The organism is Amycolatopsis sp. La24 (genome assembly GCF_029087445.1).
Classification (GTDB): Bacteria; Actinomycetota; Actinomycetes; order Mycobacteriales; family Pseudonocardiaceae; genus Amycolatopsis; species Amycolatopsis nivea.
Window position 1 is genome coordinate 16,961 of record NZ_JARACH010000060.1, and the last position, 20,878, is coordinate 37,838.

The 20,878-nt window shown below is 69.9% G+C and carries 20 protein-coding genes; 13 read left to right on the plus strand and 7 right to left on the minus strand.

Annotated elements, in window-relative coordinates:
* Positions 1 to 54 precede the first annotated feature (54 nt).
* The 5 genes from PUT80_RS36845 to PUT80_RS36865 are packed head-to-tail and all read left to right on the plus strand — an operon-like array spanning position 55 to position 4,253.
* Positions 55 to 603, plus strand: coding sequence for a MaoC family dehydratase N-terminal domain-containing protein (locus PUT80_RS36845; protein ID WP_134667784.1), 549 nt, complete (start codon positions 55 to 57; stop codon positions 601 to 603).
* On the plus strand, positions 603 to 1,028 hold the full coding sequence (locus tag PUT80_RS36850) for an OB-fold domain-containing protein (RefSeq protein WP_238605542.1): 426 nt from the start codon (positions 603 to 605) through the stop codon (positions 1,026 to 1,028). The genes PUT80_RS36845 and PUT80_RS36850 overlap by 1 nt, the downstream gene beginning before the upstream one ends.
* The gene (locus PUT80_RS36855; RefSeq protein ID WP_134728671.1) at positions 1,025 to 1,408 is read left to right on the plus strand and encodes a MaoC/PaaZ C-terminal domain-containing protein; all 384 of its coding nucleotides are present in this window, start codon (positions 1,025 to 1,027) and stop codon (positions 1,406 to 1,408) included. The genes PUT80_RS36850 and PUT80_RS36855 overlap by 4 nt, the downstream gene beginning before the upstream one ends.
* The gene (locus PUT80_RS36860) at positions 1,405 to 2,583 is read left to right on the plus strand and encodes a lipid-transfer protein (protein ID WP_275294882.1); all 1,179 of its coding nucleotides are present in this window, start codon (positions 1,405 to 1,407) and stop codon (positions 2,581 to 2,583) included. Before PUT80_RS36855 ends, PUT80_RS36860 begins: the two co-directional genes overlap by 4 nt.
* Complete coding sequence (locus PUT80_RS36865) at positions 2,583 to 4,253, plus strand: AMP-binding protein (protein ID WP_275294883.1); 1,671 nt, start codon at positions 2,583 to 2,585, stop codon at positions 4,251 to 4,253. Before PUT80_RS36860 ends, PUT80_RS36865 begins: the two co-directional genes overlap by 1 nt.
* Here PUT80_RS36865 and PUT80_RS36870 read toward each other — a convergent pair whose 3' ends face one another.
* From PUT80_RS36870 to PUT80_RS36880, 3 genes are all read right to left on the minus strand, one after another.
* On the minus strand, positions 4,254 to 4,859 hold the full coding sequence (locus PUT80_RS36870) for a TetR/AcrR family transcriptional regulator (RefSeq protein ID WP_037812723.1): 606 nt from the start codon (positions 4,857 to 4,859) through the stop codon (positions 4,254 to 4,256).
* A gap of 335 nt (positions 4,860 to 5,194) precedes the next feature.
* The gene (locus tag PUT80_RS36875; protein WP_275294884.1) at positions 5,195 to 6,049 is read right to left on the minus strand and encodes an alpha/beta hydrolase; all 855 of its coding nucleotides are present in this window, start codon (positions 6,047 to 6,049) and stop codon (positions 5,195 to 5,197) included.
* Positions 6,050 to 6,131: 82 nt separating this feature from the next.
* Positions 6,132 to 6,464 carry a VOC family protein gene (locus PUT80_RS36880; RefSeq protein ID WP_275294885.1) on the minus strand — a complete coding sequence of 111 codons (333 nt, stop codon included), beginning with the start codon at positions 6,462 to 6,464 and terminating at the stop codon, positions 6,132 to 6,134.
* A gap of 287 nt (positions 6,465 to 6,751) precedes the next feature.
* Between PUT80_RS36880 and PUT80_RS36885 the strand changes: the two genes are divergently transcribed.
* The 5 genes from PUT80_RS36885 (at position 6,752) to PUT80_RS36905 (ending at position 13,334) form a co-directional block, all read left to right on the plus strand.
* Positions 6,752 to 8,338, plus strand: a complete 1,587-nt coding sequence (locus PUT80_RS36885) for an alkaline phosphatase family protein (RefSeq protein ID WP_275294901.1) — start codon at positions 6,752 to 6,754, stop codon at positions 8,336 to 8,338.
* 534 nt (positions 8,339 to 8,872) lie between these two features.
* Positions 8,873 to 9,067: a hypothetical protein gene (locus PUT80_RS36890; RefSeq protein WP_238605547.1), complete on the plus strand. Its 195-nt coding sequence runs from the start codon at positions 8,873 to 8,875 to the stop codon at positions 9,065 to 9,067.
* 314 nt (positions 9,068 to 9,381) lie between these two features.
* Positions 9,382 to 10,905 (plus strand): Re/Si-specific NAD(P)(+) transhydrogenase subunit alpha, encoded by a 1,524-nt coding sequence (locus PUT80_RS36895; protein ID WP_275294886.1) that lies wholly within the window; start codon positions 9,382 to 9,384, stop codon positions 10,903 to 10,905.
* Positions 10,906 to 10,926: 21 nt separating this feature from the next.
* Entirely contained in the window at positions 10,927 to 12,345 is a 1,419-nt protein-coding gene (pntB, locus tag PUT80_RS36900; protein WP_275294887.1) for a Re/Si-specific NAD(P)(+) transhydrogenase subunit beta, read from the plus strand.
* Between the two features lie 14 nt (positions 12,346 to 12,359).
* Entirely contained in the window at positions 12,360 to 13,334 is a 975-nt protein-coding gene (locus tag PUT80_RS36905; RefSeq protein WP_134728691.1) for an NADPH:quinone oxidoreductase family protein, read from the plus strand.
* Here PUT80_RS36905 and PUT80_RS36910 read toward each other — a convergent pair.
* From PUT80_RS36910 to PUT80_RS36920, 3 genes are all read right to left on the minus strand, one after another.
* Positions 13,312 to 14,172: a helix-turn-helix domain-containing protein gene (locus PUT80_RS36910; protein ID WP_037810653.1), complete on the minus strand. Its 861-nt coding sequence runs from the start codon at positions 14,170 to 14,172 to the stop codon at positions 13,312 to 13,314. The genes PUT80_RS36905 and PUT80_RS36910 overlap by 23 nt on opposite strands.
* A gap of 52 nt (positions 14,173 to 14,224) precedes the next feature.
* Positions 14,225 to 15,100, minus strand: coding sequence for an NADP-dependent oxidoreductase (locus tag PUT80_RS36915; RefSeq protein WP_037810654.1), 876 nt, complete (start codon positions 15,098 to 15,100; stop codon positions 14,225 to 14,227).
* Between the two features lie 173 nt (positions 15,101 to 15,273).
* On the minus strand, positions 15,274 to 15,771 hold the full coding sequence (locus PUT80_RS36920; protein WP_134728693.1) for a GNAT family N-acetyltransferase: 498 nt from the start codon (positions 15,769 to 15,771) through the stop codon (positions 15,274 to 15,276).
* A gap of 157 nt (positions 15,772 to 15,928) precedes the next feature.
* On the opposite strand from PUT80_RS36920, the gene PUT80_RS36925 reads away from it, so the two are divergent.
* Positions 15,929 to 16,060 (plus strand): hypothetical protein, encoded by a 132-nt coding sequence (locus PUT80_RS36925; protein WP_275294888.1) that lies wholly within the window; start codon positions 15,929 to 15,931, stop codon positions 16,058 to 16,060.
* Positions 16,061 to 16,098: 38 nt separating this feature from the next.
* Positions 16,099 to 17,136 (plus strand): putative sulfate exporter family transporter, encoded by a 1,038-nt coding sequence (locus tag PUT80_RS36930; RefSeq protein ID WP_275294889.1) that lies wholly within the window; start codon positions 16,099 to 16,101, stop codon positions 17,134 to 17,136.
* 48 nt (positions 17,137 to 17,184) lie between these two features.
* Here PUT80_RS36930 and PUT80_RS36935 read toward each other — a convergent pair whose 3' ends face one another.
* Entirely contained in the window at positions 17,185 to 18,540 is a 1,356-nt protein-coding gene (locus PUT80_RS36935; RefSeq protein WP_275294890.1) for an aminotransferase class III-fold pyridoxal phosphate-dependent enzyme, read from the minus strand.
* 1,393 nt (positions 18,541 to 19,933) lie between these two features.
* On the opposite strand from PUT80_RS36935, the gene PUT80_RS36940 reads away from it, so the two are divergent.
* Positions 19,934 to 20,611, plus strand: coding sequence for a transglycosylase family protein (locus PUT80_RS36940; RefSeq protein WP_037810656.1), 678 nt, complete (start codon positions 19,934 to 19,936; stop codon positions 20,609 to 20,611).
* Positions 20,612 to 20,878: the final 267 nt, after the last annotated feature.

A 20,878-nucleotide genomic window follows, 5' to 3' on the forward strand; every position in this document is an offset into this window, starting at 1 on the left:
CCGTCCGTCCGCGCGCTCTTACCGTCCTGCCAAACGCTTGCTCAAGGAGGGGTGATGACCGGTCTCCGGACGGACTTCGCCGAGTTCACCGGCCAGCAGGCCGAGCCGCCGCGGGTGGCGCGGTACGCGGTGAACGAGGCGATGATCCGCAACTGGGTCGAGGCGCTCGACGACCGCAATCCGGTGTACGTCGACGACGCCGCGGCGAAGGCGGCCGGCCGGTCCGGCGTCGTCGCGCCGCCCGCGATGTGCTCGACCTGGATCATGGCCGGGTACCGGCGCTACCGCGAGCTCCAGGAGCTGCGCCGCGAGGGCGCGGTGGAGGACTTCGCGTATTCGCGGCTGATGAACGTGCTCGACGCGGCCGGCTACACCTCGGTGGTGGCCACCGACGTCGAACAGGAGTACGTCCGCGAGATCACCCCGGGCACGCACGTGACCTGCCATTTCACCATCGAGGCCGTCTCGGAGTGCAAACGCACCGCGCTCGGCTACGGGCATTTCGTCACGCTGCGCAAGCACTACGTGGACGAAGCGGGCGAGCTGCTGGTCGACGAACGCTTCCGGATCCTGCGGTTCCGCCCGGCCGAACGGAGCGAGTGATGGGGGAGCACACCGCGGTCCCGCGGCTCACGATCACCCAGGACAACCAGTTCTTCTTCGCCGCCGCCCGCGAAGGACGCCTGGAAATCCAGCGCTGCACCGGCTGCCGGACCCTCCGGCATCCGCCCGGCCCGGCATGTCCGGTGTGCCGGAGTTTCGCGTGGGACACGGTCGTCGCCAGCGGCCGCGCGATATTGCACAGCTGGACAGTGCTGTATCACCCGAAGGATCCCGCGTTCGACTACCCGCTCGCGGTCGGCCTCGCCGATCTGGAGGAGGGCGTCCGGCTGGTCGCGGACATCGCCGGGGTCGACCACGACCGGCTCGAGGTCGGTCTGCCGCTCCAGGTCGGTTTCAGCGAGCACGCGCACGGCGAAATCCTCCCGCAGCTGCGGCCGCGCGACCCGAAGGAGCACACCCGATGACCCTGGCTCTCGGGGACCGCCTGCCGGAGCTGGCGATTCCCTTCGACCGCACCACGATCGTCGCCACCGCGATCGCGTCCCAGGATTTCGAGGACGTGCACCACGACCCGGGCAAAGCGCGGGAACGCGGGATGCCGGACATTTTCATCAGCATCAACGCCACCAACGGGTTCATCGACCGCTATGTCACCGACGTCTGCGGCCCGGCGACGCGGATCCGCAAGGTGTCGTTGCGGCTCGGGTTGCCGTTGTTTCCCGGGGACACGCTCACTTTCGCCGGCGAGGTCATCGAAGCGACTCAGGACGCGGTGACGATCAAGGTCACCGGAAGTCACGAACGCGGCGTGCATGTGTCGGCCCGAGTGACGGTGGCGGCATGAGCGGGTTCGCGCGGCAGGCCGCGATCGCCGGGATCGGCGCGACTGAATTCAGCAAGAATTCCGGACGCAGCGAATGGCAGCTCGCTTGCGAATGCGTTCTCGCCGCCCTTGCTGACGCGCAAATTCCCGTCGAAGAAGTCGACGGATTCGCGTTGTTCACCATGGAAACCAACCCGGAGATCGCGGTCGCTCGGGCACTCGGCATTCCGCAACTCAAGTTCTTCAGCCGCATTCCGCACGGTGGCGGCGGGGCGTGCGCGCCGGTGCAGCAGGCCGCGCTCGCGGTCAGCTCTGGGGTTGCGGATGTCGTTGTGGTGTACCGGGCATTCAACGAACGTTCGGGCCACCGGTTCGGGGCCGGGCCGCCGCCGTTCGCCTACACCGCGAACACTGATCAGGAATACCGGAACTGGATCAATCCGTACGGCCTGCTCACTCCCGCGCAGCAGGAAGCCTTTCTGGCGCGGCGGTACATGCACAAATACGGGGCTACGAGCGAGGACTTCGGCCGGGTTTCGGTGCTTTCCCGCAAACACGCGGCGGTGAATCCGAAAGCTTGGTTCCACGAACGGCCGATCACGCTCGAAGACCACCAGTCGTCGCGGATGATCGCCGATCCGTTGCGGCTGCTCGATTGCTGTCAGGAAAGCGACGGCGGGCAGGCGCTGGTGATCGTGAGCGCGGAACGGGCTCGCGACCTTCCGCATCCGCCCGCGGTGATCGCCGCGGCGGCGCAAGGCGTTGGGCCGCAACAGATCTCGATGAGCAGCTATTACCGCGAGGACATCGACGAAATGCCCGAGGTGCAGCTGGTCGCCGAGCAATTGTGGGCTCAAGCGGGCGTGGGGCCGGACTGCATCGACGCCGCGATCCTCTACGACGCCTTCACCCCGATGGTCTTGCTGCAACTGGAAGAATACGGATTCTGTGGTCGCGGCGAAGCGAAGGACTTCATCGCCAGCGGCGCGCTCGAACTCGACGGACGGTTGCCGGTCAATACGCACGGCGGCCAGTTGGGGGAGGGGTACATCCACGGGGTCAACGGAATCGCCGAGGGCGTCCGGCTGATTCGCGGCAGTTCGGTGAACCAGCCGGCGAAGCCGCTGGAGCACGTGCTCGTCACCGGCGGTTCTCCGGTGCCGCACTCCGCGATCGTGCTCGCGGCGGACCGCTGATGGAGACCTTCGCGGAAGTCGTCCGGTCCCGGCGCACGGACTCGCACGAGGGGCTGCGGTTCGAGGGCCGAAGCTGGACGTGGGCTGAAGTCGTCGGCGAGGCCGCGGTCCGGGCGTCCCTGCTGCGCACCTTCGAGCCGGGGCCTGGGCGGACGCAGCGGCACGTCGGGGTGCTGCTGCAGAACCTGCCGGACTTCGTGTTCTGGATCCTCGCCGCCGCGGTGACCGGGGACGTCCTGGTCGGCGTCAACTCCACCCGGCGCGGCGCGGAGCTGGCGGCGGACATCAGCCACACGGACGTCGACGTCCTGCTCACCGAACCGCTCTACCGCGACGAGGTGGCGAGCCTTGAGCTGCCGACCGTCCGCCGGATCCTCGACGTGGAATCGCCGGAGTACCAGGATCTGCTCGCCGCGCACGCGGGCGCGGACCTGCCCGCGTGGCTTCCGGACCCGGCGGCGATCTTCCTGCTGCTGTTCAGCTCCGGCTCGACCGGCACGCCCAAGGCGGTGATCTGCAGCAACGGCCGCCTCGGCCGGTTGACCGACGCGCTGGCCGAACGCGTCTCGCTGCACCGCGATTCGGTCACCTACCTGTGCCTGCCGATGTTCCACGGTCACGCGATCATGATGAACCTCGCCGCCGCGGCGAAGGTCGGCGCGACGATCGTGCTGGTGCGGAAGTTCTCCGCGTCGCAGTTCATTCCGGACCTGCGCGCGCACGGCGTGACCTACTTCAACTACGTCGGCCGGGTGCTGAGCTACGTCGTCGCCCAGCCGGAGCAGCCGACCGACGCCGACAACCGGCTGGAGGTCGCCTTCGGTTCCGAAGCCGCGCCGGGCGAATCCGCCGAATTCCGCCGTCGGTTCGGCTGCGAAGTGCGGGAAGGGTACGGGTCCAGCGAAGGCGGAATCCGCATCGTGCCGGACCCGGACGCGCCGCCGAACGCGCTGGGCCGTCCCGCGCCCGGAATGCGCGCGGAAATCCGCGACCAGGACAACCGGGAATGCCCGCTCGCGGAATTCGACGAGAACGGTCTGCTGCTGAACGGCGAGGAAGCGACCGGCGAGATCGTCGCGGTGGGCCGGGGGAGAACCTTCGAGGGCTACTACCGCAACCCGGCCGCGATGGCCGAACGGCTGAAATTCGGCGGCGAGGACTTCTGGACCGGCGACCTCGGCTATCGCGACCGCGACGGCTACCTGTACTTCGCGGGCCGGGCGGCGGACTGGCTCCGCGTGGACGGCGAGAACTTCGGCACCGCCCCAGTCGAGCGCATCCTGGGCCGCTACCCGGCGTTCGCGGCGGCGCATTGCTACGGCGTGCCCGATCCGCGGACCGGGGACTTGCTCATGGCGTCGGTGATCCTCGCTGCGGATGCCGCATTCGATCCGGTCGAGTTCGATGGATTCCTTGCCGTGCAACCGGATCTGGGGACGAAATGGCGGCCTACGTTTGTCCGGGTCATCGATGAGGCGCCGGTGACGGGCAGCGGCAAGGTGGACAAGGCGCCGTTGCGCGCGCTGGGCTGGGAGGGTGGCGAGGTGTGGTTCGCGCCGAGTCGGACTAGCCCGTATCGGCTGCTCACTGAGGAGGATCGGCAGGTGTTGCGGGCGGAGTTTGTGGCGCATGGCCGGGAGAACTCGCTGCCCGTGGCGTCGCGGGGCTGATCACTGCGGCGGGAGCCCCCGCGAAATCCGTGCGAACACGTCGCGCAGCGTCGCCGGAACTGTCTTTTCCAGGCTTTCGTCCAGGAACCGGTTCAGGACCGTGGTCATCGCCGCGATCGCGACGTCGGATACCAGTTGCGGGTACAGGTCGCCGACCCGGGTGCCGGTGCGTTCGGCGATCGCCTTGACCAGGTCGCCGGTTTGAACGCGGGCCAGTGCGGTGCGCATCTCCGGCGTCGCGCTCCACGCTTGCACCGCGCTGAGCTGCTCGGATGCCGGCTGCCCGTACGGCACCCCGTCGGCGCGCAGCGGTTCGATGAGCGATTCGGCGAGCGCGGTCCACAGCGGTTCGTCCGCCGGGCGGCGGCGCAGCAGTTCCGCGCTGAGCCGGATCCGGTGTTCCTGCCGGTAGGCGACCGCGTCGTACTTCGTGGCGAAGTAGTTGCTGAACGTCCGGAGCGACACCCCGGCCCGCTCGGCGATGTCCTCGCGGACGACGTTGTCTGGACCTCTCTCGTACATCAGCGCCACGGCGGCGTCGCTCAGCGCTTTGCGCGTGTCGAGCTTCTTGCGTTCTCGCAAGCCGAGCGGTCGTTGGTCAGCCATGCCGACCACGGTATCCAATTGTCCGCACTGTTCGCTCGGCCCGCCGGTTTCGTCACTGATCCGGCCAACGGCAGGCCGACCCCCGAAGCGGCACACGGCCATTGCAGCGAAGTCATTTGGCCATGGCTGTGGTCGGTTCGGCACAGTGAGGTTTCCCGGTAACCGCGGTGTGCGGTGGGTTCGCGGCAGCGGTGCTTGCGCGGGTGCCGCGGGCCCCGGCCGACGACGCGTGAAGCTGCCCTCGGTCGACGGGCGCGGTGGGGCGGATGCTGATGTCGTGAGGGGAACCCTGACGGAATCTGATTCCCTCAGGGTGCCCTTCACGGCCTGACGCGTTATTCCTCGCCTGTTTCGGCCAGGAACGCGATCAGTTCCTCGGCCAGCCGTTCCGGTTGGTCTTCCGGGATCAGCGTGCCGCTGTCCGGGATTTCGACGAGGCGGCCGTCCGGGAACAATTCGGCGAGCCGCCGTCCGTGCTCGGCGGGCATCATCCGGTCCTTGCCCGCCCACGCGACCAGGACCGGCCGGTCGAACGACCGCAGCCGCTCGGTCCATTCGAGCAGCACTCGCCGCGGCGGGCTCCCGGTGGCGAATTTGACCATGTCCCGGCGGATTTCCTTGTCCCGCAACGCCGGCGCGAACCAGCCCTCGAGAACGTCGTCGGGGATCCGGCTTTCGCACATCCCGCCGTACGCGGCTTTGGCGTGGCGGTAGAACGACGTCCGGGTGGCCTGGGCGTGCAGCCACGGTCCGCCGGGAAGCCGGAGCAGCTTCACGGCCGGTCGCGCGGGCTTGGGCGGGAAGTTGTCGAACGCCTCGCACGCGACGAGCGCGAGCCGGCCGACCCGGGCGACGTGCTCGGCCGGAGCCAGCCCGTCGGCGACGAGGAATTGGCCGCCGCCCCAGTCGTTGAGCACGATTGTCGCGTCGTGGAGGTCGAGTGCGGCGAGGAATTCGCCGAGCAGCCGCGCGATCCCGAACTGGGTCAGGTCCGCGTCGGGCCGCATCGGGGCGAGGTGCGCGCCGAGCGGCAGCGTGGGCAGGACGCAGCGGCAGCCCTCCAGCAGCGGGACGACCTTGCGCCATTGCGTGCCGGACATCGGGAACCCGTGCCCGAACACCAGAACCGGCCCGGTGCCGCCGGTGTCGGTGTAGGCGATCGGCCCGGCGGACAACTCCACGCGCGGCATCGGACCTCCCTCGGGTCTCCCGACTAGAGCGATCTCTCTAGTCGTGACTCTAGGCCGGTCCGGGCCGGGCGGTCAAGCCGGATCACTTGCCGCTGAACACGACGCGGTTCCCGTCCGGGTCGGCGAGCGGCAGAATGCGCGCGCCGCCACCGGGTTGCGGCCCGTCGTGCGCGATACCGGCCTTCGTCGCCTGGGCGGCAGCTGCGTCGAGATCCGTGTCCTCGAAGACGACCGTCGACCGCCCGGCGCGGTCGGGTTCGGACCACACCTGCAGCCCGAAGGCGTCGTCGAGGTGCCATTCCAGCAGGCCAGGCATCGGCCGCGCGTCGGGACCGCGGTCGAACAACGCGGTGTACCACTTCTCGGCGCGCGCGAGCTCGGAGACGGTGCACTGGGCGAGTACTCGGCGGATCATGGCTTCCCCTTCGGAGTGATTGTGTTTTGCAAGCGCTTCTAGGAGACCACGAGTGGTAGCGAAGTGCAAGCACTCGGGGAAGGGCGGGTGCGCATATCCGCGCCCTTGAACGAATCGGGCGAATTGTGCCCTGTCCGCGCACTGTTTCGCCGCCAGCGTTCATCTGGTGTTTCTGCGGCGGTTTTCCGTCGTCTTTGTGCGCGGCCTGGAATACGCCGGTCGCTGCGTCGGCGGCGGAGACGAGGAGGACACCCGTGTCGAGAATTCGTTGGCGTGCCGTCGTGGCGATGGCCGCGGCCGGCGCCGTCGCGGCGGCCGTTCCCGCGCTGGCCGCGCCGGTGCGCACCGAGCACGTGCTGCTGCTTTCGGTCGACGGTCTGCACCAGTCGGATCTGGAGTGGTACACGCGCACCTTTCCCGGGTCGGCGCTGGCCGCGCTCGCCGCGCACGGCGCCGAGTACACGCACGCCAGCACGCCGGTCCCGTCGGATTCGTTCCCCGGCATGGTCGGCCAGGTGACCGGTGGCAACCCGGCGACCACCGGGATCTACTACGACGCGACCTACAACCGGGCTCTGCTGCCGCCCGGCACCACGGCGTGCGCGGGCGCGAAGCCGGGGTCCACAGTGGACTACACCGAGGATCTCGACCGGGACAAGGACCGCATCGACGCGGGACAGGGAGTGCCGAACCTGCCCGGCGGCGTGCTCGCGATGACCGGCGACCCGCGCTCGCTGATCGATCCCGCCGGCCTTCCGGTCGACCCGAAGACGTGCGGACCCGTTTACCCGCACCAGTATCTGCGGGTGAACACCGTGTTCGAGGTCGCCCGGCAAGCCGGGTTGCGCACCGCGTGGTCGGACAAGCACCCGGCGTACGAAATGCTCAACGGTCCGTCCGGGACAGGGATCGAGGACCTCTTCACGCCGGAGATCAACAGCAAAGCGCCCGCTTCCGGCGATTGGACCAAGGACAACGCCGCGACCCAGCAGTACGACGGCTACAAGGCCGAGGCCGTCCTGAACGAAATCGACGGCTTCGACCACAGCGGACGCACGCGCACCGGCACGCCCGGGGTGTTCGGGATGAACTTCCAGTCGGTCTCGACCGCGCAGAAGCTGCCGGTTTCCGGCGGACAGCCCGGCGGTTACCAGGCCGACGGCGCGCCGGGCCCGGTGCTGCGGTCCGCTTTGGACTTCGTCGACCGGCAGCTCGGCGCGTTCGCTGCCGAACTGAGGAAACAGCACCTCGACCGCTCCACGGCAGTGGTCCTGTCGGCGAAGCACGGCCAGTCTCCGATCGACCCGGCCGCGCTGACCCGCATCGACGACGCCCCGCTGCTCTCCGGGCTGAACTCCGCCTGGCGGGCCGTGCACCCGGGTGCGCCCGACCTGGTCGCCCAGTCCACCGACGACGACGCGATGCTGCTGTGGTTCACCGACCATTCGCCGGACGCCGGCGCCTTCGCGCGGCAGTACCTGCTGGCCCAGTCCGGTACCGGAAACGGCAGCACCGGCGCGCCGAAGCCGTTCACGCACGCGGGCCTGACCGCGGCGTATGCCGGAGCCGACGCCGCCCGCTACTTCCACGCCGGCCAGGGCGACCCGCGAGTGCCGGACCTGGTCGGCATCGCGCAGCACGGCGTCGTGTACACCGGCGGCCGCTCGAAAATCGCCGAACACGGCGGCACGGCGGACGACGACCGGGCGGTTCCGCTGGTGGTCGGCGGCGGCCACGGAGTGCGGATCCCGGCTCCGGTCGAGACGACCCAGATCGCGCCGACGATCCTGCGGCTGCTGGATCTGGACCCGCGTGCGCTCGAAGCGGTGCGGGCGGAGGGCACGCGCCCGCTGCCGGGTCTCGGCCGCGACTAGCCGCCAGGCTGTCGGATATCCCCTGTTCAGCGGCCTGGTGCGAGCAGGAGCTGGCTCGCGATGCCCGGAACGCGGCTCCGGCCGCGCGAGGGACCCGGCAGATGCGCGGCGAGCCGGCCCGGCAGCGGACCCGCGCGGCCGCTGCCCAGATTTTCGCCGAGCTGGGCTGCGCGGCGCGCACCGCGAACCGCATCGCGGAGCGGGCGCGGGTGTCGATCAGGTCGCGCTGTACCAGCGCTGCCCGCACAAGGACGCCATCCTCGCCGCGCTGGCGGCCCGGCGGCATCCCGCGCCGGCGCGGAAACCCGCGCCGCCACCGGGAAACCGCCGGGCTGCCGGACACGCTCGACGGGGCGCTCCGCCAACTCGTGCACGTGGCGGTCCGGAACCAAGTCGACGATCCGCAGTCGCTGCGGGCGCTGGTCACCCGGTGCGAGGGGAGCGGATCGCTTGCGTGCGCGATCTGCCGGAGCGGTCGCCGGACCCGGGGCGTGTCCAATGTGGACTTAGCGGCGCGGATCGTGGTGAAACACGGTGGAACTGCTCGTGCGCAAGCTGATCGCCAGGCCGGAGCCGCTCGGCCTTCCCACATTCGAGGACGAGCTGACGGCCATGCTGACCCGCTGCGCGACCGGCGGGCTCCGAGCGGAGCAGCGGACTGCGCCGCCCGGTCGGCTGAGCCTGGGCGGCCCGGTTGTCAAGTGGTGGACATCACTGCGGGCCTCGTGATCGATCCGGCGACCGTGCCCCGCAGCCGGACCCGGACCGGACCCGTGAGGCGGTTCAACCGGGTAGTCGGCGGTTTCCGGCTCGCCGCCGCGACCTCGGGAACGGCCTGGTCGGCCCGGCTGCCCGCGCTATGACCGTGATCTCGTCGGACTTGCCGTGGAAAAAGGGGCTTCGGTTGGCTGCCGGAGGCCGGGCGGCATGGGAGTATCCAGCGCATCTGTACCTGAAGCGGGCGAAGTCGGACCAGGTGGCGACCCAAAACGCCGTCAGGCCCGGCCGGCGGATCTTCCGCGAACGAGCGGGAAGGAGACGGCATGCTGATCGGGGTGCTCAAGGAGGCCCAACCGGGGGAGACGCGCGTCGCGGCGACTCCGGAAACGGTGGGCAAGCTGCGCGGGCTGGGTTATGAGGTGGCGGTGGAGCCGGGCGCGGGTCTGTTGTCGGGGTTCTTCGACCAGGCGTATGCGGACGCGGGCGCGACCGTGGGGTCGATCGCCGGGGCGGACATCGTGTTCGGGGTGAACGCGCCGTCGTCCGGGCAGTTGGATGCGGTGAAGCAGGGCGCGACGGTGGTCAGCCTGCTCGCCCCGGCTCTGAAACCGGAGCTGGTGGAGGATCTGGCGAAGCGGCCGATCACGGCGTTGGCGATGGACGCGGTGCCGCGGATCTCCCGGGCGCAGTCGTTGGATGTGCTGTCGTCGATGGCGAATATCGCGGGGTATCGGGCGGTGGTGGAGGCGGCGCATACGTTCGGGCGGTTCTTCACCGGTCAGGTGACCGCGGCGGGGAAGGTCAACCCGGCCAAGGTCCTGGTGGTGGGCGCGGGTGTGGCGGGGTTGGCGGCGATCGGCGCGGCGGGAAGCCTGGGGGCGATTGTGCGGGCGACGGATCCGCGTCCGGAGGTCGCGGATCAGGTGAAGAGCCTGGGCGGGGAGTATCTGTCCATCGAGGACCCGAACGCCGAAGTCTCCGCCACCGGTTACGCGAAGGAGATGGGCGAGGACTACAAAGCGCGCGAGAAAGAGCTCTACGCGGCGCAGTGCAAGGACGTCGACATCATCGTGACGACGGCGTTGATCCCGGGCCGTCCGGCCCCGCGGATCGTCACCGGCGAGATGGTGGCGTCGATGAAGGCCGGGTCGGTGATTGTGGACATGGCGGCGGCGAACGGCGGCAACGTCGAAGGCTCCGTCGCGGGCGAGAAGGTCGTGACCGACAACGGCGTCACGATCCTGGGCTACACCGACCTCGCGGGCCGTCTCCCGGCGCAGGCCTCGCAGCTGTATGGCACCAACCTGGTGAACCTGATGAAGCTGATGACCCCGGAGAAGAACGGCCGGCTGGTCGTCGATTTCGAGGACGTGGTGGTCCGGTCGATCACCGTGGTCCGCGACGGCGAGTTGACGTGGCCGCCGCCTCCGGTGCAGGTCTCGGCGGCGCCGCAGAAGCCTGCGGTGCCGGTGAAGAAGGAGGAGCCGGAGAAGCAGCCGATGTCGTCGGGTCGCAGGCTGGGTGTGGTGTTGGGGGTGGCGGCGGTGGTGCTGGTGTTGGCGGCGTTGGCTCCGGCGGCGTTGTTGCCGCACCTGACGGTGTTCGCGTTGGCGATCGTGATCGGCTATTACGTGATCGGGCATGTGCATCACGCGTTGCACACGCCGTTGATGTCGGTGACGAACGCGATTTCCGGGATCATCGTGGTGGGTGCGCTGCTGAATCTGGTCAGCGGGAACACGGTGGTCGTCGTGCTGGCGGCGGTGGCGACGCTGCTGGCGACGATCAACATTTTCGGCGGGTTCGCGGTGACCCGCCGGATGCTCGCGATGTTCTCCCGCAGCTGACCCGGAAGGCGTTCTGTTCTGATGACTGTGCACACTGCGAGCCAGGCCGCCTACATCGTGGCCGGGCTGTTGTTCATTCTCGCCCTCGCCGGACTGTCCCGGCACGAAACCGCCCGGGTGGGGAACTATTTCGGGATCGCCGGGATGGTCGTCGCGCTGATCGCGACCATCGCCCAGGCCGTCACGGGGGAGATCACCGGGACGTCGATAGCGTTGATGATCGTCGCGATGGTCATCGGGGCGGGGATCGGGTTGCGGCGGGCGGCGGTGGTCGAGATGACCGGGATGCCCGAGCTGATCGCCCTGCTGCATTCCTTCGTCGGCCTCGCCGCGGTCCTGGTCGGCTGGAACGGCTATCTCCAGGTCGAATGCGACCCGACCGGGCCCGAGTCCCGCCACCTCGAAGCCCTGGGCACGTTGGGGATCCATCACGCCGAGGTGTTCATCGGCGTGTTCATCGGGGCGGTGACGTTCACCGGGTCGATCGTGGCGAACCTGAAGCTGTCGGCGAAGATGAAGTCCGCGCCGTTGATGCTGCCCGGCAAGAACTTCCTCAACCTCGGCGCACTCGTCCTGTTCGTCGCGTTCACCGCCTGGTTCGTCGCGAGCCCGCACCTGTGGCTGCTGATCGTCGTCACCGTCCTCGCCCTCGCATTGGGCTGGCATCTGGTCGCGTCGATCGGTGGCGGGGACATGCCGGTGGTCGTGTCGATGCTGAACAGCTACAGCGGATGGGCGGCTGCGGCGTCGGGGTTCCTGCTGGAGAACGACCTGCTGATCATCACCGGCGCGCTCGTCGGCTCCTCGGGTGCGTACCTGTCCTACATCATGTGCAAGGCGATGAACCGGTCCTTCATCTCCGTCATCGCCGGAGGCTTCGGCATCGAGGCCGGACCGTCCGGGGACAAGGACTACGGCGAGCACCGGGAAATCACCGCCGAGGGCGCGGCCGAACTCCTCACCGCGGCCTCCCGGGTGATCATCACGCCCGGCTACGGGATGGCGGTCGCGCAAGCCCAGTACGGGGTGGCGGAGCTGACCCGGAAACTGCGCGACAAGGGCATCGACGTCCGGTTCGGCATCCACCCCGTCGCCGGACGCCTCCCGGGCCACATGAACGTCCTCCTCGCCGAGGCCAAGGTGCCGTATGACATCGTGCTGGAGTTGGACGAGATCAACGACGATTTCGCCGACACCGACGTCGTCCTCGTCATCGGCGCGAACGACACCGTCAACCCCGCCGCTGCCGAGGACCCCGGCAGTCCGATCGCCGGAATGCCGGTGCTGACGGTGTGGGAAGCGGAGAACGTGATCGTGTTCAAACGCTCCATGGCCTCCGGCTACGCGGGCGTGCAGAACCCGCTGTTCTTCCGCGACAACTCCGCGATGCTCTTCGGCGACGCCAAAGACCGCGTCAACGACATCCTCTCCGCGCTGTGAACCAGGAGAAACGCATGAAAGCCGTACACATCAAGGATCTCGAAGGCCCGTCGACCGTTTCGGTCGTCGAAGCCGACGCGCCGTCGCGTGCTGACGACCAGGTGCTGATCGACGTCCACGCGGCCGGGGTGTCGTTCCCGGATCTGCTGCAGACGCGCGGGCTGTACCAGGTGAAGCCGGAGCTGCCGTTCATCCCGGGCGCGGAGGTCGCCGGGGTCGTGGCGGAGGCTCCGGAAGGCGCGGCGGTCAAGGCCGGGGACCGGGTCGCGGCGCTGCCGTTCCTGGGCGGGTTCGCCGAGCGGGTCGCGTGCGCGGCCGACGCGGTGTTCCCGATCCCGGACGACCTGGGCTTCGACCAGGCGGCGGCGATCCCGTTCAACTACCTGACCGCGCATTTCGCGCTGTGCCGGCGCGGCCGGATGGCGGCCGGGGAGACCGTGCTGGTGCACGGCGCGGCAGGCGGGGTCGGGACGGCGGTCATCCAGGTCGCGAAGGCGTTCGGCGCGGGCAAGGTGCTCGGCGTGGTGTCGACGCCGGAGAAGGGCGAGACGGCGGTCGCGGCCGGGGCGGACGAGTACGTGCTGGCGGACGGCTTCAAGGACGCGGTGAAAGCGGCGACCGGCGGCCGCGGCGTCGACGTGATCGCGGACGTCGTCGGCGGCGACCGGTTCACCGATTCGCTGCGCTGCCTCGCCGCGGACGGGCGGATGCTGGTCATCGGGTTCACCGGCGGGTCCATCCCCGAAGTGAAGGTGAACCGGTTGCTGCTCAACAACTTGGACGTCGTGGGCGTCGGCTGGGGCGCGTACGCGCTGCCGCGGCCGGGGTACCTGCAGGGGCAGTGGGCGGAGCTGCTGCCGAAGCTGGCCGAGGGCGCGATCGTGCCGCCGCTGGGCGGGAGCTATCCGCTGGCGGACGTCCAGCAGGCGTTGGAGGCCATCGAAAACCGGAAGGCGCTGGGGAAGCTCATCCTGGCCGTCCGTCCATAGCGGACTGACGCGGGGCGAGGTCTTGGGTGCCGACGGCAGCCAGCAGTTCCAGGTCGTCGCGGCCGGGTGGCGCGGTGAACCAGAGGAGGCGCTGGCTGCCGTCCTCGCTGAGCAGGTTCATGCAGTCGAGTTCGAGCACGCCGAGGGCCGGGTGCAGGATCCGTTTGCGGTCGGTGCGCCGGACGGCGACCTCGCGCTGCTCCCAGAGGTGCGCGAATTCCTCGCTGCGGGCGAGGAGCGTCGCGAGGAGTTCGTCGGCCAGGGCGTCGCGGCCGCGTTTGGCGAGCGCGGCGCGCAGGTCGGCGACGAAGACGCGCGATTGGTGCTCGTGTTCGTCCGGGTGGTATCGCTGCCGCGCGGCAGGGTCGGTGAACCACTGGTAGACGAAGCTGGCCCGGATGCCGTCGCCGGGAGCCGGGGCGCCGAGCAGCGCCTCGGCGAGCCGGTTCTGCACGAGCGGGACGCTGAGGTCGGTCATGACCTGCGCCGGCGTCGCGGTGAGCTGTTCGAGGAGGTTGAGCAGGGCCGGGTGGACGTGCGCGTTCCCGCTTGACGCGGGCGGCAGCGGACGGCCCGCCAAGTGGTAGAGATGGTCGCGCTCGTCGCTGGTCAGCCGCAGCGCCCTGGCCAGCGCGGCGAGCATCTGCTCGGACGGCTGGGTGCCGCGACCCTGCTCCAGCTGCACGTAGTAGTCCGTCGAGGCACGCGCCAGTGCGGCGACCTCGTCGCGGCGCAGCCCGGCCACCCGGCGGCGCGGCCCGGCGGAGAGGCCGACGTCCGCCGGGCTGATCCGGTCGCGCCGCGACTTCAGGTACCCGCCTAGTTCGCGCAAGTCCATGCCGCCACTATGCCTTCGCGCGATCGGCGCAGCCAGGCGTCGTCAGCACCACTCAGGCGACGTTGAGCAGGACCTTGCCCCGCGCGTGGCCCTCGGCGAGGCTGGCGAGCGCCCGTGCGCCGTCCGCCAGCGGGCAGGTGCGGTCGACGAGCACTTCGAGGCCCAGGTCCGCCACCTTTGCCAGCCGGGCGGCGTCCGAGGTGTGGAACACGAACGCGGCGCCGTCCGCCGGGGCGGGAGTGGTCACGAGAAGTCCGCCGGGTTTCAGGACTCGCCGCGACCGGGTCCCGACTTCGCCGCCGACGGTGTCGAGCACGACGTCGACTCCGCGGAGCTCGCGGGCGAAGTCGGTCTTCCGGTAGTCGAGCACCTCGTCGGCGCCGAGTTTCTCCGCGATGGCGACGCCCGAACCGGACGCGGTCGCGACCACCCGGGCACCGAGTTGCCGCGCGATCTGGACCGCGAAGCTGCCCACGCCCCCGGCCGCGGCGTGCACGAGAACTGTCTGTCCGGAGTGGACGTCCGCGACCTCGACCAGCGCCTGCCACGCGGTCGCGGCCGCGGTCGGGAGGCCTGCCGCGGCTTCCAGGGTGAGGTGCGACGGTGCCGGGACCAGGTGCGCCGCGTCGAGCACGACCTGCTCGGCGAACGCGCCGCCGGCGACCGGGTCGAGGCGGCCGACCACCGGGTCGCCGACCTGCCAGCCGGCGCCGGGCGTCGCGATCCTCCCGGAGAAGTCGGTGCCCAGGACGTAGGGGAGGGCGACCGGGAAGAAGTCGGTCATGACTCCGGAGGCGATTTTGAGGTCGAGCGGGTTCGCCGCCGCTGCCACGACATCGACGACGACCTGGCCCGGTCCGGGAATCGGCGCGGGAAGCTCGGCGAGCGTGGCTTCGGCGCCGAACGCGGTGATGCGCAGTGCTTTCACAGGGGTTGCTCCAGTCCGGCCGCCGGGGTGCGGCCCTGCTGCCAGGGTGCGGCGGCCCGGGACGGGGAGCTAGGCGGCGGTTGTCCTGGTGACGCTGGCACTACCTTGTGACGAGGCGAACCGGGCACCGCCCCCGAATTCCGCGGCGAACGGCGGTGTGCCAAGGGAAAGCGCTAGACGCTCTTGGTGAGGTAAACCGCCCCGCGGATGTGTTTCCCGAGCGTGTTCGCGGGCGGTTCGGCCACTCGGTACCCGGCGCGCCGGTACATCGTCAGGTTCCGCTCGCTGCCGGAGCCGGTGTACAGCACCAGACTGGTCGCCTCCGGCGGAGCTTGCTGCTCGGCATAGCTCAGCAGCCACCGGCCGACGCCCTGTCCGGCGAGGTCAGGGGCCACCATCAAACGGCCGATCTCCCAGCGGTCCTCCTCGAGATGAGCGCGCACGGCAGCGACGAGCCGCCCGTCGATCCGGACCGTCCACACGCGAGTGGTCTCGACCCAGCCGCGCACGGTGTCCAGGTCCTCGTGCAAGGCGGGGACGTCGAGGGTGTCGTTGACGATTGCCTGCGGGGCCCAGCAGCATCGTTGCAGCACAAGGAGTTCAGCGGCGTCGGAGGATTGGGCTTCGGACAGCTGGGCATCAGCGAGCGGCAAGGCGGCGAGGTCGGTCACGTCTCTTGATCTTGCGCGCCGCCGGCAGCGTTGTCCAGTGAATATCCAGGGCGGCACCGCTGATGCGGGCGGTCTTGTACCACGGTGTCCACAATGGAGCGTCCAGCTGGTGGACGGTGAGGACCAGCGCGGCCGGTCCGCCTACAGTCCTGCGGTCATGAGTTCAGATCCGAAACCGAGAGGCGCTGCGCGGATCAGCGCCGACTGGGCCGCGGTGCTGGTCGCGGCCGTATTGGTGGCGTTGGCCGCGTTCGGCGTGCTGCCGGCGATCCCGTTCCTCGTCACATGACCGCCGCGCTAGAGGGCCGCCGAGCGGTACCAGCAGTCGTGAGATATCTGCCGGGGCTTCTGCTGCTCGCGGCGGTCGGCATCGTCGGCACATTGGCGCAGAACGGGATCCGCAGCCTCGGCCACGCGACCGGGACCGCGCTGCCGGACATCGAATACGTGTTGTGGGCGATCGTCCTCGGACTGGTCATCCGCAACACGATCGGCATCCCGGCGCTGTTCCGGCCCGGGGTCGGGACCTACGAGTTCTGGCTGAAGACCGGCATCGTCCTGCTCGGCGCCCGGTTCGTGCTGGGCGACCTCGCCAAGCTCGGCGGGTTCAGCCTCGGTCTCATCCTGATCGACATGGCCGTGGCGACCACGGTGATCCTGCTGGTGGGCAAGGCTTTCGGGCTCGGCGGGAAGCTGTCGTCGCTGCTGGCGATCGGCACCTCGATCTGCGGCGTGTCGGCCATCATCGCCGGCCGCGGCTCCATCGACGCCGACGACGAGGACTCCGGCTACGCCATCGCGGCGATCCTCGCACTGGGCGCGGTCGCGCTGTTCGCCTTCCCGGCGATCGGGCACGCGCTGAACCTGACCGACACCGAATTCGGCCTCTGGGCGGGACTCGCGGTGGACAACACCGCCGAGACGACCGCGACCGGCGCGGCGTACTCCCCGCACGCGCAGGACGTCGCCGTCGCGGTGAAAAGCACGCGGAACGCGTTGATCGGACTGGTCGTCCTCGGTTACGCGGCATACTGGTCCACGCGCGGCGGCAAGGCGGTCGGCGGCGGGCTCAAGGGGCGCGCGGGTTTTGTGTGGCGCACCTTCCCGAAGTTCGTGCTCGGGTTCGTCGCGGTCTCCGCGCTGGCGACCGCGCACGTGTTCACCAAGGCGGAGGTCGCCAGTCTCGGGAACCTCTCGAAGTGGGCGTTCCTGCTGTGCTTCGCCGGGGTCGGCCTGAACTTCGACCTCCGCCAGATGGCGCGCAGCGGGCTGCGGCCGCTGGTGGTGGCCGCGCTCGGGCTGGTGGTGGTCGCGGTGTGCTCGCTGGGGCTGGTGCTGGTGTCGGCGCAGTGGTTTGCCTTCTGACGGCGAACCGCGCCACCGCCAGACCCCGGGCGGTGGCGCGGCCGTCGGTCAGCGCGCCTCGCGGGTAGCCGAATCGAGCGCGGCCAGCAGGATTCCGGCGGCCGTGCGCACGACGTCCGCGGTGACGTTGAGCGGCGGCAGCAGCCGGACCACGCTGTCGCCGCGTCCGCCCAATTCGACGATGAGCCCGCGGCGCAACGCGTGGTTCTGCACGGCCAGCGCGAGTTCCGACGCAGGCGCTCCGGTGCGCGGATCGGCCAGTTCGATGCCCCACATCAGCCCGGCGCCGCGCACGTCCGTCACCCACTGATGGCTGGCCAGCGGGGAGAGCAGTTCCTCGAACTGGCAGCCGCGCTCGACGACGTTGTCCAGCACGCTGTCGCGGTTGACGACCTCGATCGCCCGCGCGCCCGCGGCGAAGGCGAGCTGATTGCCGCGGAACGCGTGCGCGCGGGGAGCCCAGTGGTCGAGGCGCTCGTCGTAGATGATCAGCGAGACCGGCGAGCCGATTCCGCTGAGCGCCTTGGACGCGACGATCACGTCGGGTTCGATGCCGTAGCGCTCGAAGGCGAACCAGGTCCCGGTGCGGCCGCAGCCGGTCTGCAGTTCGTCGACGATCAGCGGGATGCCCAGTTCCCGGGTCAGCTCGCGCACCCGGTGGACGAAATCCGCCCGCGCCGGGACCACGCCGCCCTCGCCCTGCACCAGTTCCAGCACCACCGCCGCGGGCAGCGGGAGGCCGCCGTCGGGGTCGTGCAGCGAGCGTTCGAGCAGGTCCGGGCAGGTCGCGGCGCACGTGTCCGTATCGTGGCCGGCCGGGCAGCGGGGGCAGGAGGAGTACGGCGGGTACTGGGTGCCGGACAGGGGGTGCGCGCCCGGCCGCTGCCCGATCAGACCCAGCGCGGCGTGCGCGCTGCCGTGGAACCGGCCCTGGTACGACACGACGCCGCCGCGTCCGGTCGCGGTTTTGCACAGCTTCAGCGCGGCTTCGACCGCGTTGGTCCCGGCGGGTCCGCAGAAGTGCAGTTTCATTCGCGGGCGCAGCGCTTCGGGCAGCATCGCGAGCTGGGCCTCGGAGAATTCGTCCTTGACCGGGGTCGCGAAGTCGAGCGCGTGGGTCAGCTTGCTCAGCTGCGCGGTCATGGCCGCGACCAGTTCGGGATGGTTGTGCCCGAGGGAGAGCACGCCCGCTCCGGCGAGGAAGTCGATGAAGACGTTGCCGTCGGCGTCGCGCACGAAGCTTCCCGAGCCCTCGGTGATCGCGATCGGCAGCCGCCGGGGTCCGCCGCGGGCGTTCGGTTCCCGGCGGTCCTGCCGCTCGAGGTACTCGGCCGAACGCGGGCCGGGCAGATCGCAGTGGACGGCGGGACCGGTGAGCGGCGCGGGATGGTCGAGGATGGTCATCTGGGCTGTTCTCCCCTGGCAATGGTGGTGGCGCGGCCGGAGGCGGCCGCCGGGAGCCCGCCCCGGTGCGCGGCGGTCTTCCCTGCGAAAAGGGCGTTCGGGGCGAACTGTTCCCGCTCGATGCTCGGGGAGAGCCGCCGGACCCGCTTCGCCGGTAAACGGAGCGGTCGTTCTCGCGGTATTGCGTCGCGCCGTCCCGGGCGGAATGCTTCGGTTCCGGCCCGGGGATGTGTTCCGCCGGCACCGCGCCGCGCGTCCGTCATGCACTCCTCCTCCTTTTCGCGGGGATTCGCGGACCGCGGGAAAACGGCCGGCGGCGGGGGAAAACGGTTTGTCGCGAGCAGAGGCGGGGGAGGGCCGCGCTGGGCGCAGCCCTCCCCGGTCGACCTCACTGGAATACCGCGGGGCACAGCGTAGCGCAGCCGGTTCCGGTGCACCGGCTCTCCGGACGATGGCGAGCCGCGTCCGGCTCCGGAAAGAAAAGAAACGGCCGGAGTGAGGCGAGGCAATGCGCCGGGAGAGTGAACGCGGCGATTTCGCGGAGTTCGCCGTACTGGGCTGAACGACTGAATGCGCAACGGTGTTCGCGACGGCGCGAAACGGAACGTGAATATTCACGACCCGTTTCCGGCCTGTGAATCGGAGCCGGACGACCGCATGGTGGGAAGCCTTTCCGGACGGTTGCGGGCGGGATTCCGGGATATGTCGGATGCGGGAAATGCCGAGGTTTCCGGGGCGTTTACGGTCTTTTCGCCGTCCGGTCCGGTTGCGGGTGCTGTTTCCGCCGGGGAAGGGTGCCGGACCGCGGTTTCGGCAGCGGGGCTCGGCGGGCGGCGGGCAGAGTGGTCCAGACCATGGCAGTGGTCTGGACCGGTGGTCCAGTGGTGCGGTCATCGGCGGCGGGTGCCGGTCGCGGGTGCGTCCGGGGGAGCGGGTCTGGTCCGGCGGGGCGTGCGGGGCCGAGTCCGGGTGTCGTAGTGCGGGGTGAACGAGATCCGCGGACCTGTGTTTATCTCGACCGTAACGTTCGCGATGCAGGCAGGTCACTAACCATATAGATAGTTAGAAAGTTGCTAGTGAAGAGAAATGTGCTTGTTGGTGTTGAGGTCTGCTCTAGAAAACCTTGCTGTTGAGCTGTGATTGATTCACCAAGTAGGTTGCCATGAGCATGACGCACTGTCGCCTGACTGCTACGCGCCGAGGCGATCTGTGGCCGATCCCACTGACTCTGTACACCTGCCGTTTCCGTTTCGTAATCTTCTCGCGCTTTTGCGGTGACCTGCGATCTACCCCGAGGATCAGCGACCCGAAGCCGCCGTGCGCCGTCGCGGCTCGCGCCTGGTTCAGGCACGAGGACGGCGATGCGGTGTGACAGCGAAGGAGCCCACCCACCGTGGGACGGCACAGCAAACCCAGCAAGACGAAAACGACCCTCCAGCGCACCGGCGCGACCGCGGCCCTCGCGGGCGCCACCCTCGGCGGCATCGGCCTCGCCGGGGCGGGCACGGCCAACGCCTTCCCGGGGCAGGCCGGCATCGTCAAGTGCGAGAGCAGCGGCAACCCGACCGCGGTCAACAACACCGCCGCGGGCCAGCGCGCGGGCCGCCCCGCCGGCCTGTTCCAGATCGTCACGAAGACCTGGCTCGCGAACGGCGGCGGCCAGTTCGCCCCGACCGCCGACAAGGCCACGCCCGCGCAGCAGCAGATCGTCGCGGACCGGATCTACGCGAAGCAGGGTTCGGCCCCGTGGCAGTGCCGCGGCGGCTCCGGCCCGGCGAGCTACGCCGACTTCGGCGGCGACACCTCCGGCGGCTCGGCCGAGGTCGAGGCCGTGACCGCGAAGCCGAAGGTCCAGGTGAAGGCCGAGGCGAAGGTCAAGTCCGCGCCGAAGCACGCCGCCCCGACCTCCAACCCGGACGGCAGCTACACCGTGGCCGCCGGCGACACCCTGTCCGGCATCGCGAAGAACCTGAACGTCGACGGCGGCTGGCAGCACCTGCAGCAGCTGAACGCGAAGTACATCCCTAACGCCAACCTGATCCTGGTCGGCCAGAAGATCGTCACGAAGTAACCCGCCGAGGCCCTGGCCGGGCTCGCGCCGCTTTCCCCCGGGCGGCACGACCCCGGCCGGAGGCCGCCGGTGCACGCGCGCGAAAGTGCGCTCGGGCACCGACGCGCGCCCCGGCGGCCGGCGTGCGGCGCGAACGGGCCTGCTTCGTGGGAACACAGGCCGGTTCGCGCCGCACGCCTTGCCTCGAGGGCGAAGTTTTCGAGCGCACAAGAACGCGCTCGGACATCGTGCTACGGGCCGGTCGGCGCTGGACGCCTTGCCTCGCGA

Bases quoted from the DNA above. Each gene is read 5' to 3' on its own strand.
- PUT80_RS36845 (WP_134667784.1), top strand. From the start codon at position 55: ATGACCGGTCTCCGGACGGACTTCGCCGAGTTCACCGGCCAGCAGGCC.
- PUT80_RS36850 (WP_238605542.1), top strand. From the start codon at position 603: ATGGGGGAGCACACCGCGGTCCCGCGGCTCACGATCACCCAGGACAAC.
- PUT80_RS36855 (WP_134728671.1), top strand. From the start codon at position 1,025: ATGACCCTGGCTCTCGGGGACCGCCTGCCGGAGCTGGCGATTCCCTTC.
- PUT80_RS36860 (WP_275294882.1), top strand. From the start codon at position 1,405: ATGAGCGGGTTCGCGCGGCAGGCCGCGATCGCCGGGATCGGCGCGACT.
- PUT80_RS36865 (WP_275294883.1), top strand. From the start codon at position 2,583: ATGGAGACCTTCGCGGAAGTCGTCCGGTCCCGGCGCACGGACTCGCAC.
- PUT80_RS36870 (WP_037812723.1), bottom strand. From the start codon at position 4,859: ATGGCTGACCAACGACCGCTCGGCTTGCGAGAACGCAAGAAGCTCGAC.
- PUT80_RS36875 (WP_275294884.1), bottom strand. From the start codon at position 6,049: ATGCCGCGCGTGGAGTTGTCCGCCGGGCCGATCGCCTACACCGACACC.
- PUT80_RS36880 (WP_275294885.1), bottom strand. From the start codon at position 6,464: ATGATCCGCCGAGTACTCGCCCAGTGCACCGTCTCCGAGCTCGCGCGC.
- PUT80_RS36885 (WP_275294901.1), top strand. From the start codon at position 6,752: ATGGCCGCGGCCGGCGCCGTCGCGGCGGCCGTTCCCGCGCTGGCCGCG.
- PUT80_RS36895 (WP_275294886.1), top strand. From the start codon at position 9,382: ATGCTGATCGGGGTGCTCAAGGAGGCCCAACCGGGGGAGACGCGCGTC.
- pntB (WP_275294887.1), top strand. From the start codon at position 10,927: ATGACTGTGCACACTGCGAGCCAGGCCGCCTACATCGTGGCCGGGCTG.
- PUT80_RS36905 (WP_134728691.1), top strand. From the start codon at position 12,360: ATGAAAGCCGTACACATCAAGGATCTCGAAGGCCCGTCGACCGTTTCG.
- PUT80_RS36910 (WP_037810653.1), bottom strand. From the start codon at position 14,172: ATGGACTTGCGCGAACTAGGCGGGTACCTGAAGTCGCGGCGCGACCGG.
- PUT80_RS36925 (WP_275294888.1), top strand. From the start codon at position 15,929: ATGAGTTCAGATCCGAAACCGAGAGGCGCTGCGCGGATCAGCGCCGAC.
- PUT80_RS36935 (WP_275294890.1), bottom strand. From the start codon at position 18,540: ATGACCATCCTCGACCATCCCGCGCCGCTCACCGGTCCCGCCGTCCAC.